Annotated in this window: 16 protein-coding genes and 1 pseudogene; 6 read left to right on the top strand and 11 right to left on the bottom strand. The window is 57.4% G+C overall.

What is annotated here, in order from left to right; translation table 11 throughout:
- Positions 1-304 precede the first annotated feature (304 nt).
- The 4 genes from EHF33_RS19510 to EHF33_RS22090 all read right to left on the bottom strand — a co-directional run bounded on the left by EHF33_RS19510 (position 305) and on the right by EHF33_RS22090 (position 6,378).
- On the bottom strand, positions 305-1,732 hold the full coding sequence (locus EHF33_RS19510) for a hypothetical protein (protein WP_124875326.1): 1,428 nt from the start codon (positions 1,730-1,732) through the stop codon (positions 305-307).
- Between the two features lie 407 nt (positions 1,733-2,139).
- Positions 2,140-4,869, bottom strand: coding sequence for a winged helix-turn-helix domain-containing protein (locus EHF33_RS19505; protein WP_124875324.1), 2,730 nt, complete (start codon positions 4,867-4,869; stop codon positions 2,140-2,142).
- A 277-nt stretch (positions 4,870-5,146) separates the two neighbouring features.
- Positions 5,147-6,085, bottom strand: a complete 939-nt coding sequence (locus EHF33_RS19500) for an IS3 family transposase (protein ID WP_164473632.1) — start codon at positions 6,083-6,085, stop codon at positions 5,147-5,149.
- A 68-nt stretch (positions 6,086-6,153) separates the two neighbouring features.
- A complete protein-coding gene (locus EHF33_RS22090; RefSeq protein WP_124875198.1) occupies positions 6,154-6,378 on the bottom strand; it encodes a transposase in 225 nt (74 codons plus the stop codon).
- Positions 6,379-6,610: 232 nt separating this feature from the next.
- Between EHF33_RS22090 and EHF33_RS19490 the strand changes: the two genes are divergently transcribed.
- Positions 6,611-7,423, top strand: a complete 813-nt coding sequence (locus tag EHF33_RS19490) for a nitroreductase family protein (protein ID WP_124875320.1) — start codon at positions 6,611-6,613, stop codon at positions 7,421-7,423.
- A 307-nt stretch (positions 7,424-7,730) separates the two neighbouring features.
- Here the strand turns inward: EHF33_RS19490 and EHF33_RS19485 are convergent, their stop codons facing one another.
- Together EHF33_RS19485 and EHF33_RS19480 are read right to left on the bottom strand one after the other, a co-directional pair.
- Positions 7,731-7,997, bottom strand: coding sequence for a hypothetical protein (locus EHF33_RS19485; protein WP_124875318.1), 267 nt, complete (start codon positions 7,995-7,997; stop codon positions 7,731-7,733).
- Positions 7,990-8,604, bottom strand: coding sequence for a ParA family protein (locus EHF33_RS19480; protein WP_124875478.1), 615 nt, complete (start codon positions 8,602-8,604; stop codon positions 7,990-7,992). The genes EHF33_RS19485 and EHF33_RS19480 overlap by 8 nt, the downstream gene beginning before the upstream one ends.
- 634 nt (positions 8,605-9,238) lie before the next feature.
- Between EHF33_RS19480 and EHF33_RS19475 the strand changes: the two genes are divergently transcribed.
- The 3 genes from EHF33_RS19475 (at position 9,239) to EHF33_RS21645 (ending at position 11,884) form a co-directional block, all read left to right on the top strand.
- Positions 9,239-10,398 (top strand): IS3 family transposase gene (locus EHF33_RS19475; RefSeq protein ID WP_124867955.1). Its coding sequence is split into 2 segments (ribosomal slippage): positions 9,239-9,506 and positions 9,506-10,398, totalling 1,161 coding nucleotides; the frame shifts between segments, so codons are not numbered across the junction.
- Between the two features lie 896 nt (positions 10,399-11,294).
- Positions 11,295-11,489, top strand: coding sequence for a hypothetical protein (locus EHF33_RS21650; protein ID WP_241191430.1), 195 nt, complete (start codon positions 11,295-11,297; stop codon positions 11,487-11,489).
- A gap of 11 nt (positions 11,490-11,500) precedes the next feature.
- The gene (locus EHF33_RS21645; RefSeq protein ID WP_241191429.1) at positions 11,501-11,884 is read left to right on the top strand and encodes a transposase family protein; all 384 of its coding nucleotides are present in this window, start codon (positions 11,501-11,503) and stop codon (positions 11,882-11,884) included.
- A 306-nt stretch (positions 11,885-12,190) separates the two neighbouring features.
- Here EHF33_RS21645 and EHF33_RS21370 read toward each other — a convergent pair whose 3' ends face one another.
- Entirely contained in the window at positions 12,191-12,634 is a 444-nt protein-coding gene (locus EHF33_RS21370) for an IS630 family transposase (protein WP_277425559.1), read from the bottom strand.
- 126 nt (positions 12,635-12,760) lie between these two features.
- Positions 12,761-12,838, bottom strand: a pseudogene (locus EHF33_RS22085) (winged helix-turn-helix domain-containing protein); the annotation flags it as partial.
- Positions 12,839-12,934: 96 nt separating this feature from the next.
- Between EHF33_RS22085 and EHF33_RS21640 the strand changes: the two are divergent.
- Positions 12,935-13,886 (top strand): IS630 family transposase gene (locus EHF33_RS21640; RefSeq protein WP_420889977.1). Its coding sequence is split into 2 segments (ribosomal slippage): positions 12,935-13,285 and positions 13,287-13,886, totalling 951 coding nucleotides; the frame shifts between segments, so codons are not numbered across the junction.
- Here the strand turns inward: EHF33_RS21640 and EHF33_RS22080 are convergent.
- Positions 13,881-14,174 (bottom strand): helix-turn-helix domain-containing protein, encoded by a 294-nt coding sequence (locus EHF33_RS22080; protein WP_124875310.1) that lies wholly within the window; start codon positions 14,172-14,174, stop codon positions 13,881-13,883. The two genes, EHF33_RS21640 and EHF33_RS22080, sit on opposite strands and share 6 nt — an antisense overlap.
- Positions 14,175-14,554: 380 nt before the next feature.
- On the opposite strand from EHF33_RS22080, the gene EHF33_RS19445 reads away from it, so the two are divergent.
- Entirely contained in the window at positions 14,555-14,896 is a 342-nt protein-coding gene (locus tag EHF33_RS19445; RefSeq protein WP_124875308.1) for a hypothetical protein, read from the top strand.
- 205 nt (positions 14,897-15,101) lie between these two features.
- Here the strand turns inward: EHF33_RS19445 and EHF33_RS19440 are convergent, their stop codons facing one another.
- Complete coding sequence (locus EHF33_RS19440) at positions 15,102-15,692, bottom strand: FmdE family protein (protein WP_241191428.1); 591 nt, start codon at positions 15,690-15,692, stop codon at positions 15,102-15,104.
- Positions 15,689-17,029, bottom strand: coding sequence for an MFS transporter (locus EHF33_RS19435; RefSeq protein WP_124875306.1), 1,341 nt, complete (start codon positions 17,027-17,029; stop codon positions 15,689-15,691). Before EHF33_RS19435 ends, EHF33_RS19440 begins: the two co-directional genes overlap by 4 nt.
- Between the last annotated feature and the right edge of the window lie 127 nt (positions 17,030-17,156).

Raw genomic sequence — 17,156 nt, 5'->3', positions numbered from 1 at the left:
AGCCACACGGAAGACTGGCCCGTTGACCGGGATGGATGTTCAAAGAGGCGGAAACCCAAACCGTCGCCGTACCCTTGATCGTCTGCGTTGTCATCTCTCCAATTGAGGTGAGCGGTAATATGCCGCGCCGCATTCGTCAGAGAAAACTTGACGGCTTCTCCACTTGGCTTGGGGCCGCGCGGTGTGTCGTGGTCGGTGGTCGGCGCGGTCAGCAGATGCCGCCAAACAGCAATCGGTGATCGCGCCAGGAACGTGCCTGGCAACCGTCTCTCGGTCATGTTGATCCTCCGCCGGTCGCCCAGCATCAAAAGCGGTAGCGCAGTCCCGCGCCGTAGCGCAGGTGATTGGACGAGGCAGTTGACGCCTGCTCGTAGCGGACACTGCCAGTCACGTCGATGTTCTTGAGGACGGCGTATGCGGCCGTGAAGTCGGCGGTGCCGAGGATCTGCCACGCACCCGCCGCCGCTGAGGACGTGCCGGTGTTCAAGTTGCCCTGAGAAAAGGCATTGAGGGCCAGGGTGGTGCCCAGATCCAGGCTGCCCTGGCGGTAGCCGAAGGTGCCGGACGCGTAGCCGCTCTGTGACTCACCCTGCCGCCGGTAGCCCAGCGACACCGACCCGTAGACCGGTTGCGCCTGAGCGCTGATAGACGTGCTGACGCTGAAGGCCGCTGCGGTTCCCGGCTGGGTGCTGAGCGAGGTGTTGGCACTCAGGTAGATCGGCCCCAACTTGCCGGAGGCCTCGGCGCTGTAGGTCAGCGCCGACGTGGACGGCGTATAGCCCACGCTGCCTCCGAGAGTGAGGTTGGGGATTGGAGCTGTCCTGACCCGCCCGGTTACGGTGAAGACCGGGGAAGTCAGGGTCATCGCCGCGCCGACACTCAGCTTGCCCTTGGGCGTTCCCTGGCCCAGCAGCTTACTGGCGTCATAGTCCAGATCTGCGGTCGTGGTGGCCGGGGACGAGGAACTCAGATTGGTGTACCCCGACAGGGCCAGGTCGCCGGTCAGCGCGGCGCGGGCATTGAGCCCCACGTTCCAGCGGGTCTTGCCGTCCGCGAAGGTGAGGCTCGGATTGATGGAGGCGGTGGTGCTGGCCTGGCGGTAATTCAGCGAGCCGGACGCCGTGAGACTCGTCTGGTTACTGCTGAACGTACCGGCTTTGATGTCGAACAGCGTGCCGGAACCCGACAGCGAGCCGGAAAGGGCATCCGAGATTCTCACACCGAAATTCAGGCCACCCGTGTGAACGGTGGTGGCCTGGGTCGGGGACTGACTGCCGCTGTAAGCGTAAAACGCCGAGAAAGACGAGAGCGCCAAACCCGAAGCCTCCAGCACGGGCGAGTACGAGTAATTCAGATTGCCGGAGAGGTTGGCGCTCTTCTGAACGAAGTCGACCTGGCGGCGAGCCTGAACCTGAACGGTGTGCCGCCCCGACGTGTAGCGGCCCGTCAAGCTCTGGAGCGGCGTTTCGAGCGACAGGTCGGCGGCGTAGCTGTTTGTCTGACTGCTGGGCGACTGAAGCTTGAGTTGCACACTGAAAGCGTCCAGAAAACTCTGGGCTGCGCTGACGCTGTAATACCTGACTTGAACTTCGCCGGACGCTCCGGCAACGCTGCTCATGACGGCGCTGCAATAGATCGCCGCACGCCATGTCCAGCGCTGTTTGTCCACTCTCTGCAGGCCAGCGGCGCGAAGCGGGTCAGGGTCGGTGAGTTCGTTCACTCGTCGTTTCAATGGTCACATCCTCCAGCGTGTTTCAGTGGAATGGTAAGTGGACACCCGCTCATCCGCTTTTCTTCTCGTGGGCACTTCAATTCGGCTCCTCGACTTGAGTGACTTCCAGCAAAACCACACCCAACGACTGAAGCATGTTAAGGACCCCGTGCAGTGCGGCCTGATCGGTAAGGGAGCCGCTTAATACCGTGACGGGTTGGTCCCGGCGGAACTCAAGGTGAAGCTTGAGATTGCCCAACCACTCGCTATGGCCGGCATCGAGATGCCCCTTTACCCGAATTTCGTAACGCAGCGGCTCAAATCTCCCCACAGAACATCACCTGAATCCAAGCTTAATGAGAAAGGTGATGATGTGTCACCCTGCAAATGGGTAGAAAGTGTGTGGATGGAAAGCGTGCAGTGCAGCGCTAAAGCAGACCCATCTCCCTGGCACGGTTGAGCGCCCCAGTGCGGTTGTTCGCCCGCAATTTGAGGTAGAGGTTTTTCATGTACCACCTCACCGTGTTGGGCGAGAGCTGAAGCTCCCTGGCAATCTGTTTGTGGGTGTTCCCAACTTCCAGGAGTCGCAGCACCGCCAGCTCACGCGCATTGAAGACCTCGCCCTGCACCCTTTGAAGAATCACTTCGGTCTGGGGCTGTTCGGGCGCTGTCAGAGGACTGCTTCTTTCCGGAAACGCGGCCAGAAGTGCGGCGAGGTACGGTGTGTTCCGGTCCCTGGCACGCTGCTTGAGCAGGGCCTGCATCTGGGGCCCCAGATCTATGAAGCTGCGGCAATAGCCCTCCGGTTCGGCGAGTTTCAGGGCGCGGATCAGCGCCTGCATCGCCTCCCCTTCCCGGTTCAGCTGTTGCAGCGCCAGGGCTTGCAGCAGCAGAAAGCGGATCAGGTCGTTTTCCCGTTCCTGATCCTGGGCTGCCTCGATCAGCCGCTCCAGTAGAGGCAGCGCTTGGGTGGGTTCATTGCGGGCCAGCCGCAAACGGGCCAGGATATCGTGGCCGCTGAGCGGGGATCCGAAGTGCTCGTCGTTGCCGCGCCAGCACGATTCGAGCCAGTCCTTGACCTCGTCCAGAAGGTGAGTCAACTGGGGGGTCTGGGCCAAGAGGGCCAGTCTGCCGTGCATGGCCAGCACCTCGAAAGTCTGCTTGAGCAGCGCATCACTGCCGTGGACGCTGACGCTTACCTCGTCCAGCCGGTGCAGCGCCGTGTAGGCCGCTTCCACCTCACCCTCTGCCAAGCAGAGCTTTAGCGAAAGGCTGAGTCCCAGGGCCAGGGCCAGCGGGGAGCCGTAGAGTTCGTTGAGCTTTCTGGCCTGCCGAAGGGCGGCCCCAGCTTCAGCCAGCTGATTGCGCTCATAGTGGAGCTGGCCCAGCCGGGCGTGCAGTTCGGCGACGTTTCCGGTTCTGGCGCTGCTCCCACGCTGACTGCGGGTGTCTTCGAGGTGCCGCAGACCCTGTTCAAGGACACGCGCCGCTTCACGGAGCTGGCCCAGTTGCCGGTTGGCCTGGGCCAGTCCGGTGGTGGCGGTGAAGATACTGATAAAGCTCCCGATCTGCTGAGCCAGATTCAGAGCGACCTGATAAAGCGCTGCCGCTCGCTGCGGAGCCGTGTAAAAACAGATAGATCCCATCAGGTTGGTGCCGGCAATACGAACCATCAGCGCCTCGGGGGTGGAATGACCTGGCTCTGCACTTTCGAGCAGGCTCAGCTGCTGCTGGCACAGCCGGGCGGCGTCGGCGAAGTCCAGCTGATGAAGGTGATCGTAGGCACGCAGCCCGAAGATGGCGGCGTCCAGCATCTGGGGTTCTGGGGAATACCCCTTGCTCTGTTCCAGCAGCGGCAGCGCCGCCTTGATGGTTCCAAGTCGCCCAGTGGTGGTCAGAAACCAGCCGTAATACAGGCACAGCTGGGGATGAGCTGGGATCAGCGCGGTGGGCAACCGCTGAAAGTACTGAATGAACTGCTCATTGCTCCACTGCACGGCCAGCTTGGCCACCACGGCGGCGGCGACTTGAGCGGCCAATTCGTTGTCGTCTGCCAGAAAGGCGTGCCGGATCGCTTCGTCGGTCAGGCCCTGAGCCGCAAACCAAGCGCTGGCCCGGCGGTGCAATTCGGGAATCAATGCTGGCTCGTCCGCCTTCAAGCGGTGCCGTAAAAACTCGGCGAAGAGGTGGTGAAAGCGGTACCACCGGCGCTCATCGTCCAGGGGAACGAGAAAGAGGTTGGCCGCTTCAAGCTGCCTGAGCAGATCGGCGTCGGTGGTTTGGCCGGTCACCGCTTCACACAAAGACGTATTGAAGCGCTCCAGAATCGCTGTGCGCTGCAAAAAGGTCTTGATGGAGGCGGGCTGACGGCTGAGCACCTCGTCCACCAGATAGTCCACCAGAAAACGGTGACTGCCCACGAAGGCCTCCACGAACGCTTCCTTGTCAGGCCGCTCGGCAAGAGACAGGGCCGCCAGTTGCAGGGCGGCGATCCAGCCCTCGGTCTGGGCCTCCAGGCTGGCAATGGCAGCGGGGGAAAGGCCAAGCTCCTGACTCCCGTTCAAAAAGTGCGCCACTTCAGCAAGGTCAAAACGTAAGTCGGCACCACGCACCTCCAGCAGTTGGCTGCGAACGCGCAACCGTGAAAGCGCCAGAGGCGGATCGGTGCGGGTAACGATGACCAAACACACCTGAGACGGCAGGTGATCGAGCAGGAACTCGGTGGCGTCGTGAATCCTTGAGTCGGACAGGAAATGATAGTCGTCGAGAACCAAGATGACCTTGCCGCCGAGCTGTGCCAGGTTATTGGTGAGCCGAATCAGTAAGGGTTCAAAACTCACTACATTTTGTTGTTGCAGCAGTTCAGGCAGCCCCACTCCAAGGTCGGGATCAAGCTGTTGCAGAGCGCTGACCAAGTAGAGCAGGAACTGGCCCAGATCGTTGTCGCTCTTATCGAGAGAAAGCCAAGCGGCGGGCCGGCTTTGCTGCCTGAGCCAGGCTGCCAGTAAAGTGGATTTGCCCGTCCCTGCTGGAGACGAGATGAGCATGAGCTTGGCACCGATCCCCCGCTCAAGCCGCGCGACGAGGTGGGGCCGCGCAATGACATGGGCTGTGGGAAGAGGTGGATGGAGCTTGGTGCTGAGCAGGGTGAGGGCCATTGCTGATTAGGTTATCAGCCGCGCTCGTAACAGCTGTAGACCGCGTAGGAGATAATCTGACATCGTGGGCATGCACTGCCGGAATCGGTAATCATGCGGAGTCGATGAGGTTCCTCTATCGTCGGTTCAGGCAAGTCACTTCAAAGCCCCTTGAGGTGTTCCCAAAAACCGATCCGGGTCAGCACGGGGCCTGCGGCGGGCGGTGGATCAAGGCAAACCGCGCTGCGAACGCTCTTGGAGGAAGATTCCCCAGTACCGAATGAAGCCTGATGATCTGTCAAGGGTTTGGCGGAGGCTCAGTTCGGGATGGGGGCTTGCTCCTCAAAGGCCGCCGGGAACCGGTAGCCCAACGCGGAGTGACGACGCTGGCGGTTGTAGAACACCTCAATCCACTCGAAGACCTCCGTTCGTGTCTGGGCACGGCCCACTGCGCCTTTCCAAGTTCCAGTTCCGTCTTCAACGTCGCGAAGAAGCTCTCCTGAACGGCGCTATCCCAGCATTCTCCTTTCTCGCTCATGCTCTGCACCGCGTGCAGTCTGTCCAGCGCCTCCTTGTACACCTCACTCGTGTATTGGCTCCCCCTATCTGAATGGTGGAGCAGCCCTCCTGGTGGCTGTCGACGCTCTACGGCCATTCCCAACGCCGCTGTAACCAGCGGCGTGTGGAGTCGCTCATTCAGCGCCCAGCCGACGATTTTCCGTGAGTACAGGTTCATGACCGTGGCCAGGTACAGCCAACCCTCCCGGGTGGGTAAATACGTGATGTCCGTCGCCCATTTCTGATTCGGATCATCGGCGTCAAAATTCCTGGCAAGAAGATTTTCTGCGACTGGATGGGATGATTTTGCTTTGGTCGTCGTCCGGAACTTTTGCTTCCCTCGCGCGACAAGCTGAGCTTGTCGTATCAGGCGTCCGATGCGCTCACGGCTCACCTGCTCTCCCTGCTCACAGAGGTCTGCTTTGATGCGCAACGCACCGTACGTCCCGCGGCTGTCCTCGAAGCTTTTCCTGATTCTGGCCGTCAAACTTCGGTCTTTTGCGATTCTCTCGCTGTCTGGCCTTCCCCGCAAAGCGTAATACCCACTGATGCTGACATCGAGAACTCGGCACACGCGTTCCACTGGGAATTCATCGTGATGCCGGGCGATGAAGCGAAAAATCAGGGTTGCTTGGCGAAAAAGCGGGCAAGCGTCCTCAAGGGCGTCTGTTCTGCCCAAGATAGACCAGTGCTTTTTTCAGGATATCCCGTTCCTGTCGTGCAATTTCCAGCTCCCGTTCGAGTTCTTTAAGACGAGCCTCCTGTGGTGAGAGGGCGGGGATCCCCCCGCCCAGTGAATACAGGGCGGCCAGCGGCCGTTTGATGGTCTTGCTGTTGCTTCCAACGCACGACGTAGTGAGGAGGAACGCCGAGATCACGGGCGATCTGAGCGCAACTCTTACCGGTCGTGCGAACCAAGCGGACAGCTTCGTATTTGAACTCAGCGGTGAACTTCTGCTTGGATACGGACATTCTGTCCTCCAGTGTCGATCACACTGAACTTACCCTCCACTAAACCCTACCCACATCAGCCTGAGTTCTGTTCTCCAGCAAACTTCGTCCATTTTTTGCGTATTTATCTTGGCAGCTTCTGGCTAGCAAGCCTGACATGCTATGTGGAATCAACGGAAGAACCGCAAAATCGGAGTAACTCCATTGGCCTGACCTGGATTTGTCACCAGATTCAGCTCCCTATACTTTGATTATGCAAACTGTGGCACAGACACTTAGAGAACACCGTTCCATTCGGCAGTTCAAACCTGATGAAATTCCCCAGTCCATTATTGACGAGGTGCTGCACGAAGCCGTCACCGGGACGTCCTCATCGGGCAATCTCAACAGCTACTCAATGGTGCTGACCCGTGACCCAGTCCGGAAACGCCAGATGTACAAGTTGCATGGCGAACAAGAGTTCATCCTCCAAGCGCCGCTGGTTATCACATTCTGCGCCGATTGGTACCGCACGCGGCAGTGGCTAAAGCTGCGCGGAGCACGGGATAACTTCAACAATTTTTTGGGGTATCAGGTGGCCGCCAACGAAACGATGCTCATCTCCCAAAGCGTGACGCTGGGTTTCGAAGCGCGGGGCTACGGCATCTGCTACATGGGCAGCACACTCCACGCTATGCAAGAAATTGCCGAGCAACTGGGTCTTCCCGAAACCTGCTTGCCCATCACGACCATCGTGGTCGGTGTTCCCGACGAGCGCCCAGAGCGGCGTGAGCGCCTTCCCACACGTTCTTTCGTACATGACGAGACTTACCAAAAGCCCAACACATCCGAACTGGAAGACATGTATCAGGCGCGGGAAGAAAGCGGCTGGGAGCGGTACATGGCTGTGCCGCGCCTCAAAGCCATGTGCGATGAGGGCGGCATTACCTCACTCGCGCAGATGTATACCAGCCCCTACAAATACGACCCAGACCATTACGTGCCCAAATCTTTACAGATTCTGGAAGTGCTTCAGCAGCGTGGATTTCTACCCAGCAAGCTGAGTCTTACCCAGACTGAGGAATAAAGCGGAAGTGTAGATCTCAGGAGGGGGTGTACCCTCTCCCCTCCCCTGCCACTCGCCGTTTCCCTCACTCTGCTTGGCTTCGTGTACGTCCGGTACTTTTCCGAACCTTGATTTCTACAGCCACCCAGACCTTCACCTATCTATCCTGCCACCTCGCTGCACCGGCTGTCTGGAAAGCTTGGCTAACCTGCCCACTTGGTTCGATACCCGTTCCTACCTCGAAGATTTACAAGCAACGGAGTGAGGATAATTCAGAACCAGCCGTAATTTTGCACAGATGAAAGATCATAATTTCACTTGTTCAAAATTATGTCTTGAGCCAATCGACCAACAAGTCGTTGATCAGTTCGCTGACCTCACGATTCTCCGCCAAGAGCCTTTGGCGAACTTTGAGATACGTTTGGGCATGCAGCAAAGCCGTCACCTGCTGATAATCGGGATTTGAACGCTTTCCCGGCGGACGACCTACTTTTTTTGGACTTACGCTGCTCGGTGGCAAATCAACTTGAGTCAAAGCAGAATCGTCTTGTTTACGCCGCTCCCTGGCTTCGCGCAGGCCACTGAACTTAGTCATGCCGATCTCCCGCTGCCGCCGCGATCTCCCGCGCGGCGCGTTCATAATCGAGCCAAGCCAACTTGGCCATTTTCGAGTTCCTGACCGATTCGACTGACCGACCTTGAGCACTGGCGTGTCTGAATGCCGATGTTTGCCGGATCGAAGCGTTCATGACTGGAAGCTCCTCTTCTTGAAGAAGCGCTCTGGCTTCCGCTCCTTCTTTAGACGGACTGGGCGGAATAAGCGTGAGCAAAATCCGGTACATGCCGCCAATGGCCGAGAGCGCTTCTGTCGTCTGCAAAAGCGCGTCTAAACTCATGGCTTCAGGATTAGTCGGGAGCACCAACAGGTCGCAGCCGCCCACTAAGTCACGCAGTTCGTCAGCGCTTGGTCGGGCACCAGTATCGATAATGATGTGTTCAAACTGGCGCGAATATTTCATGGCCTGTCCTTCGGGATACACCTGAAATGGCAGGTGCCCATGTGAAGCCCACAGTGAAGCGCTGCGGTTGGCATCTCCATCAACCAGCATGGTTGGCGCGAGCCGCTGAAAAAATGTCGCCAGATGAACCGCCGTCGTGGTCTTAGCCACACCACCCTTAAACCCAGCCACTGTAATAATCACGATACGACTGTACACCATTTTATCTGCTTACAAGTGCGTAACGATAAAATTTTGACGTGGCGTAATTTTGCACAGATGAAATGCTAGACTTATAGTGACGACATGACAGTGATTTTGAGGGGCCTTGCCGATCCACACGTCATAAGTGATCTCCCGGCTTCACCCAAAAACTCGATTAGGTGAGGCCGCACAGCTAAAATTTCATCCGGGCGCACAGTTGTACTTTTGACTTAGCAGAAGTACAACTGCAGATCCTTTTGGCCATTCACCATTTTGCACAGATAAAATTACCCTCCCGATTTCAGAATTATGTATCTTTACACTTTCAAAAGCACATAATTTCAGAATTTTATACAGTTAAAATGGCAACTGACGTTCCTTGTGAATGCGATCAAGTAGGCTGCACTCGCCGAACCTCAGCGTGTTTACCCATCTGAATGGGGGAGAGCAGCTAGCACACATAGGTCCCTGCTCACGCTAAAAGAAGTACATCCCCCCAGCTCGCGCAAGGGCAGGCATAACCCAAGGCGGAGTGCAGTCGAATGCGGTTATATCAGCCTAAGAACCTGTCGGCTCCTGAGAGTGGCCCAGTTTTGCGTAGATGGAGATAAGCCTCGACAATAGGAGGCCCATCATGACAAACCGCAGAATCCATACCGCTGACTTCAAACGAGACGCCGTGCAGCTTGCCCGAACGAACGGCAACGTCTCCAGTACCGCCCGCGACCTGAGCGTCAGTGTTTCGCTCATCCGTAAATGGATGAGCGCTGAGCAAGAGGTTGGCCATGCCGCATTCCCCGGTCATGGTCAGCAACTACTGACCGCCGACCAACAAGAGATTCGCAGGCTCCGCAAGGAAGTTGAAGTCCTGCGCCAAGAACGTGAAATCCTGAAAAAAGCGACGGCCTTCTTTGCCAAAGAAACTACGTACTGAGATTCCGCTTCATTCATGACTACCGATCCCAGTACCGCTTGGACATCATGTGTCGGGTGCTGGAGGTTTCAGTGAGCGGCTACCACAGTTGGCGAAGAAGGCCCATCTCCAATCAGCAGCAACAGGACGCGCTGCTGAAGCAGCGCATCCACGATGTCTACCACCACCGCAAGGCACGCTACGGTGCCCCACGGATTCATGCGGAGCTGAAAGCCGAAGGATTGTCGGTCTCCAAGAAGAGGATTGCCCGTTTGATGCGTATTGGTGGGCTGCGAGCTAAAGGAAAGCACCGCTCAGTACGCACGACCAACCGTAATCACAGCGATCCAGTCTGCCCAAACCTGCTTGATCGCCAGTTCAACGTCCAGCAGCCCAACCAGATCTGGGCCGCCGATTTGACCTACATTCCCACGAAAGAAGGCTGGCTCTACTTGGCTGTCACCCTCGATCTGTTTTCCCGAACGGTAGTGGGGTATGCAATGGATGCGTACATGCCTGCAACGCTGCCAGTGGCAGCGTTGCACATGGCTGTCCAGCGCCGAAATCCACCACCAGGTTTGCTGCATCACAGCGACCAAGGAAGTCAGTATACGAGCCATCTGTTTCAATCTGCACTCGCACAGATTCAGGCGAAGTGCAGTATGAGCCGCAAAGGGGAATGCTGGGATAACGCCGTTGTGGAGAGCTTTTTCAGCTCCCTGAAACGGGAGCTGTTCGAGGAGACGATCTTCGAGACCCGAGCAGTTGCCAGACAAGCCATTTTCGAGTTCATTGAGGTCTTTTATAACCGTCAGCGCCGCCACTCGTCTCTAGGCTACTTGACACCCGCTGACTTCGAACGCCAAGCTACAGCCGCTTAACCTCAACTACGCAAAATCGGGGCAAGCCCACCATCCCGTAACTTCTGAACCCTACCGAAGTCCTTACGAAAGACGAATTCATATTTCAGCGTACGGTTGGTGCGCTCCAGGGTCTCCCATCCCGCCCTGCTGATAGACCTTTGCCTATACCAAGCCACCGAGCGCTTGGCAGGTGTCCTGAAAAACGCCAGAAGTAAAGTCCGAACCGCCATCCGTCATGATCACAACCTCTTTGTGGATGCCTTTAGCACGTAGGATGGCGATACCTGCTGTGAGCGCGCTTGTGGAGAGACTCCAAATCACGTGAAACATGTGCAGGACAGTGCGGAGATCGACGTCAAGCACCAAATATGCCCAACACACGCCATCCGCGAGGGTAAAATGTGTGGCGTCCATCTGGATTCGGCGGCCCGCTGTCCACAGCGTCTCGTGTGGGGCTGGAACAGCTTTCCTTCGACTTTTTCAGGGCAGTGGGGGGTTGAGGCTCAGGGTATCTAGCGCCAGGCGCACCATATGTTAACCGAGAAGACCAAACCTTGAAAGCTCGCTAGCTACCGGGTGCAGCATCTGATGAACTTACCAATACTCGTAGGTTAGAATCCGTATAATAGACCTCCTGCGAAAGTATTCAGATAAGCTGGCGGAGTGAGTCATGAACATCTGGAACGCACTTTGAAAATGAATCGCACTCGATTCAAGCGGCGAACTGAAATTTACCCCGAGGCCTTTGCCGATATGGAAGCTTTGTTACTCGAACGCGAAAAAGCAAAGAATGAAGAGCGGTCGCCCTGCGGCCCTCAGTCCGGCTGAACAGCTGCTCATGACGCTGGAATTCTGGCGGGAATACCGCACGTAATGTCCACCTGGGCGATGATTGGAGTATCAATGAAACCACTGTGCAGCGCACGGTAGAACGGGTTGAAGCGGCTTTGATTCCCAGCGAGCAGTTCAAGCTTCCTGGCCAGAAAGTACCCGAAAAAGAAGAGACTGTATTTGAAGTGATTGCAGTGGACGTCTCGGAAACGCCATGTGAACGTCCCGAAAAAAATAACGGGCGTGGTACGGCGGGAAGAAAAAGCGTCATACTCTGAAAAATCAGGTGATGATCGACGTGGCGACGCAGATGATCATCTGCGTCGCCACGTCTTTTGGTTCTATGCAAGAGCTGACTCTATTCCGGGAGTCAGAAGTTCAGATTCACCGTAAGACCGCTTTGATCGGAGATGCTGGGTATCAGGGTATCTGGCGAGACCACGGCCATTCCATTACTCCCCACAAAGCGTCAAAGGCTTTGCCTTCGACGCCAGAGGACTGCCAGGATAATCGTGTCGTAGCCTCAACTCGTCAATGCGTGGAACATGTCATTCGACGCTTGAAGATTTTCCGCGTGCTGAAGGAAGTCTACCGGCATCGTAGGCAGCGCTTTTCTCTTCGCATCCATTTGATCGCAGCCCTCTGCAATTTCAATCGACTACACCCAAATTGATTTTCGCAGGAGGTCTAATCTGTTGGCGAGCATCCCAGAGTGTACAAGCAGGAACACCCGCTTCGCGCGAAGTGGGCCAGATTTAGCTGTGGCTAGTCTTTGAGTCCGTGCTTTTTTTGCGATGTGCAGCGCCAATTCCTTCTCGCCGACCAGTGTCTTCAGGCGTTCCTTCTCGCATTCCAGCGGACATTGAGCTTTCTAGATGTGAATCAGGCTTTCATTGATACCATGCTGCCGGGCCGACTCTGCCACATTGAGCTAGCAGCCGAGCACCGCCAGCACGATCTACTCTTTATTGATACCGGCTTAAATCCGGGTTTGAGTCATGAGATGTTGCGGCAGGCCGATAGAGCGGATATGCTGCCAGCCTGATGGCAACCGTGTTTTGAGTTCTTTCGTCGTTCTTGCACAGAAATTTCCGAGCACGTTGCGTTTGACATACGCCCAGACTTTCTCGATGGGATTGAATTCTGGTGAGTGGGGCGGCAAGTACATCAGTGACAGGCGCTGCTGAGTCTCTACGAAGGCCGAAACGGCCTTCGATCGGTGAATGGCGGCGTTGTCTAGCACCAGGACCACCTCACCAGCAACGTGGTTCAGGAGATGCACGAAAAACCTCAGTACGTCCGGCGTTTTGACTGACCCCGACTGAGTGTGCTGTAAAAACTGCCCTCTAGACGTGATCGCGCCAATGGTCGATAGTTTGTGCCAACTGGCTGGAAGACGCACGATAGGCGTCTTCCCTCGCACAGACTAGGTTCAGCGCACAACGCCTTTTAGGCTGAAGCCAACTTCATTGAGGTACACCAACGTTGCGCCGTCCTCGATCTTTTTTTCGACCTCTGGGCGCGTGGTCTGCACCCAGGTTTTCACGACCTACTTATTCTGTTTCAAAGCGCCTTTCTGAGGTCGCTGAAGAGAGAATCCCAGTTGATGAAGCAGTCTGCGAACGTGGTCAACGCGGTACTACACCCCAAGCTGACGACCAATGAGATCACGGACACGGGGTGTCGTTCAAGTCTCATCTAGAACATTTGACATAATAGCTTCATGAATACAGTAGGAGTACGTGGGTACAGTTTGGAACTTAGGACTCGGATTGTCGCATTGGTGCTGGGTGGCGCTTCGCCGGGTGAAGCAGCAAAACATTTTTCTGTTCATGTTGATACTGTCAAAAGCTATCTGAAACGGCACCACCAAAATACCCTGCATATTGTTGCCAAACCGACGGGCCGTCGCCGTACGGTGATGGCCCTCCACGAGCAACAGCTTCTTGCACAGCTTGAAACCCACCAAGATGCGACGTTGCAAGAACACGCGGACATGCTGGAAACTATCACCGGGTTGAAGATCAGTTACAAAACGGTTGACCGGGTCTTTCGCCGCTACAAGATCACCCATAAAAAAAACACTGGTCGCCAGAGAACGCCGTGAGGAACTGCGAACGCAGTTCCTCACTGACCTTGCACCGTACCTCCAAACGCCTGACCGATTGGTCTTTCTTGATGAAAGTGGGTTCCATATCGCGATGACACGTGGATATAGCCGTGCGCCGAGCAATGAGCGTGCCGTTGACCGCGTTCCGCGAAATCGTGGGCGAAATCAGACCTTGATCTATGCACTGAGCTTGGCAGGGCCGCAGGCCGCCATCGTCCTTGATGGCATAGCGTTTGAATGGTATATTCGCGAAATACTGTGTCCAACGTTAAAGCCAGGGCAAGTGGTGGTGATGGACAATCTCTCGTCACATCATCGAGCGTCCATTCGGACGCTCATCCAAACGCATGGAAGTGAGGTCATGTTTACCTCACCCTACAGTCCGGATTTCAACCCGATTGAACTCATGTTTTTCAAGTTGAAGGCACTGGTTCGGGGTGGGGCTTGGCGAGTCGTGACAGTCGTGAAGGAGCTTTATGGTGCCATCGGCGTTACCTTAGGTGCCGTGTCAGAGACAGATATTCAACACTGGTTCAAACATACTCATCCTAAGATTCTATTATGACAAATGCTCTAGAAAGTGGTGAGCACACGCACCCTCCTGCAGGAGGGTGCAAAGCTGTTGGCGTTGTTCACTCGTCAGCCGGGACGGACAACCAGTGGTGGGAGTCGCTTCCAGGCCACCCTGGTGACGAAGCCGTTCTTTCCAGCTGTAGAACGTATGGGTCGAGACACCGAAGCTATCGGCAATCTGCTGATTGGGCGTGTCACCCGCCTGAATCATGGGGAGCGCCGTGAGACGCCGCTCCTCAAGCTGAGCACGCGTGTACTTCGAGGGTTGCCATGCTGCCATATCCTGCCCAGTTCAGCAACCTGAATTTACGCCCGTATCAATAGTGTTAGTCGGCCGCTTCTTTCGTTGTTTTCCCATGATTTCCCTCCAGTATGTCTCACCCTCGCAAGTAGGCGGACGTTTTTGGAGGGATTTCCTAGAGCATTACCAGCCGCGTCTCGTGGTGCCGACCGCCTACACGGCGCAGTGGCGATCGGATCTATCTAAGTCAAACCGCAAAGGGTGACTGGTTCCTCGCATTGGTGTTTGACACTCAGTACCTCGCCGGTCGGCGGCATGCGGCTCCAGTTCCGGTGGGTCTGGACCTCGGCTTGAACCCGTTGACCGGCGCGTACACTGGGGCGGGGAAGAGATTCAGACCTTCTCTTTAAGCAGTATAGGTGACCAGCCTTGGTCTATCACATGAAGCGCAGGAGCTGCTTGCTCAAATGGTCTACGCCAGTGGCCGCGAAGACGCGCAGCAGGTCATCGCGTACCTCAACTGGCAGGCAAGCCGGATGTATGCCAAGAAATTGAAGATGCACGGTATGAATCTGGGATACGTCCAGAAAGCGCGAAAAACAGCAATCCACAATCACCATTTTTCGCACCTGCCACAGGCCATGTACGCTGCTGGAATCTGTTTTAAACGGGTTCCACCCTATTACACGAGTCAGCGTTGCCCGTACTGCTCACGCGGGCCAACACGGAGATCTACCGCAATCGCTACAGTGACTTCCTGACCTACCGCAACTGCAAATAGGCCTGCAACTAACGTAAGCAGGCTTCGCTGCTTTACCTCCAGCCCAGCGCTCTCACGGATGCCCAATGGGAGCCCATTGAACCACTTTTGCCGCTGATTGGCGAGAGTACTTTCTGCAAAACCGTGATGAAGCTGATCTACTTCTCCGAGAACCTCTCCCCTTGGTGGCGGCCTCCGGGAGCACGTCACTGCCAATATCTTTCCCCCGCGCAGTCCCGGCACAGTACAACCTCTCCATGTCGCACCTCGCGCTCGTTGATAATTTCCTCTCCGCACGCGTTGCAGAGGACGCGCTTGCCGTTAACGCTGATCACGGCTGCCAGATCGAAGGTCAGGCGAACAGGCGTGACGGTGAACAGTTCCTGGTCATTCCAGGTCTGATAGGCGTTCATATAGGCGTCCCAGCGTTTCTCGCCGTCCACCCGGCCTGCCCGCACCCGCGTCCGTAAATCGGTATGGGGCGCGATTCTTACCGCCTGCCCCGTTCGTACCTCCACGAACGTCGCGGCCACCTTGCCGTGATCGAGCAGGCGCAGCGTGCGGCGGCCCAGCCAGCAGCCCGTCACCACCGAGAGGCCATCGGCAAAGCAGCCATCTGTCTCGGCCAACACCATCAGCTTCTTGTCGGTGCGCGGCACGGTCATACCCAACGCTTGCCCAGCCAATAATCCCATGCGTGCGCCGAGAACCTGGCGGGGACACAGGTGGCTGTGCAGCGCGGCGCTGCGGGCCAGTAGCTCGTCCAGCTGGGTTGGAGGCTCAATGAGGGCGGTCACGGATGGGCCTCGATGCGGTCTTGCAGGTGCGGCGCGGCGCGGTTCATCATCCGCATGATACTGAGGTGCATCCAGGCCAGGGCAACCAGGGTAATCAGCAGCACGACGATAAAGGTACTTTGTGGGAAACCCGTCGCGGACTTGGCGTAGGCGAACAGCGGGGTCAGGAAGAAGCCGCCCAGACCGCCCAGCATGCCCACCAGGCCGCCCACCGCGCCCACGTCGCGGGGAAAGTATTCGGGAATGTGCTTGTACACCGACGCCTTACCGATGCCCATCGCCACGCCCACCACGAACAGCAGGGCCGTGAACGGCCACACGCCCAGCGTGAAGTGCATCACATCGCGGGTGACAGTTGCGCCGTCCGCACCGGGCAGGTACAGGACGATGTGGCCGCTGGGCATGCTCATCACCAGCAGGGCGGCGGCCATCAAACCGAAGGCCCCGTACGTCGCCACCCGCGCCCCGTAGCGGTCTGCGAGGTAGCCGCCCAGCGGACGCAGCAGGCTGGCCGGGAAGATGAACAGTGCGGTCAGCAGCGCCGCCTGATACAGCGGCAGGCCGAACACGTCCACATAATATTTGGGCATCCACGCAGCCAGCGCTACATATGACCCAAAGAACACCACGTAATACAGCCCGAAGCGCCACACCCGCGCGTCCCGCAGCGGCGCGAGCATCTCCTGCAGCGGGCGGCCCTGACCGGGCGTGCGGTCTTGATGGGGCGCGAAGATCAGGACGGCCAGCCCCATCAGAACCAGCAGCACGCCGTACAGAAAGGGAATGGCCCGCCAGCCGCCGGGGATGAAGCCGCCCAGCAGCCCCGCCGCTGGAATCGCCACGATCATGGCTGGGCCGATGAACTTGGTGACGCTGGCTCCCACATTTCCAGCCCCGAACACGCCGAGCGCCGCGCCCTGCCGTTCGCGCGGGAACCAGATGCTGTTCCAGGCCACGCCGACCGAGAAGCTGTTCCCGGCGAAGCCCACCAAAAAGGCCAGCCCCAGCAGCGCCGGATAACTCTGCACATGGGCGATCAGGAAGGCGGGAACGGCGGTCAAGAGCAGCATCGCACCCATGACGCGGCGTCCGCCGAGGCGGTCGGTGATGATGCCCGTAGGCAGCCGCCACAGCGAGCCGTTCAGCACCGCCACCGCCGAGAGCCAGGACAGTTGCACGTCGCTCAGGCCGAACTCCTGGCGGATGGGCAGGCCCAGGATGCCGAACATCAGCCACACAGCGAACATCAGCGTGAAGGCCACCGTGGACAGGATCAGCACGCGGCGGGAAGCGCTGGCATCGGCAGGGGTAGGGGCGGAACTGTGGGGAGTGGTCATTTCGGGGAAACCTCCGTCTTCCCGCTGCCAGTGCTGAAACACGCGGGAGGGCTAGCCGCATGTTGGCCGCGTCCACTTACAAGCGGTTAACAAACGAAGTGAGGGGCCACCGGACAGATTTATCTCT

This window comes from Deinococcus psychrotolerans, from assembly GCF_003860465.1.
GTDB classification, from domain to species: Bacteria; Deinococcota; Deinococci; order Deinococcales; family Deinococcaceae; genus Deinococcus; species Deinococcus psychrotolerans.
The sequence above is the reverse complement of the archived record's forward strand: the minus strand, read 5'-3'. Positions and strand labels throughout refer to the sequence as shown.

Bases quoted from the DNA above. Each gene is read 5' to 3' on its own strand.
- EHF33_RS19505 (WP_124875324.1), bottom strand. From the start codon at position 4,869: ATGGCCCTCACCCTGCTCAGCACCAAGCTCCATCCACCTCTTCCCACA.
- EHF33_RS22090 (WP_124875198.1), bottom strand. From the start codon at position 6,378: ATGTCCGTATCCAAGCAGAAGTTCACCGCTGAGTTCAAATACGAAGCT.
- EHF33_RS19490 (WP_124875320.1), top strand. From the start codon at position 6,611: ATGCAAACTGTGGCACAGACACTTAGAGAACACCGTTCCATTCGGCAG.
- EHF33_RS19485 (WP_124875318.1), bottom strand. From the start codon at position 7,997: ATGACTAAGTTCAGTGGCCTGCGCGAAGCCAGGGAGCGGCGTAAACAA.
- EHF33_RS21645 (WP_241191429.1), top strand. From the start codon at position 11,501: ATGATCGACGTGGCGACGCAGATGATCATCTGCGTCGCCACGTCTTTT.
- EHF33_RS22080 (WP_124875310.1), bottom strand. From the start codon at position 14,174: ATGGCAGCATGGCAACCCTCGAAGTACACGCGTGCTCAGCTTGAGGAG.
- EHF33_RS19435 (WP_124875306.1), bottom strand. From the start codon at position 17,029: ATGACCACTCCCCACAGTTCCGCCCCTACCCCTGCCGATGCCAGCGCT.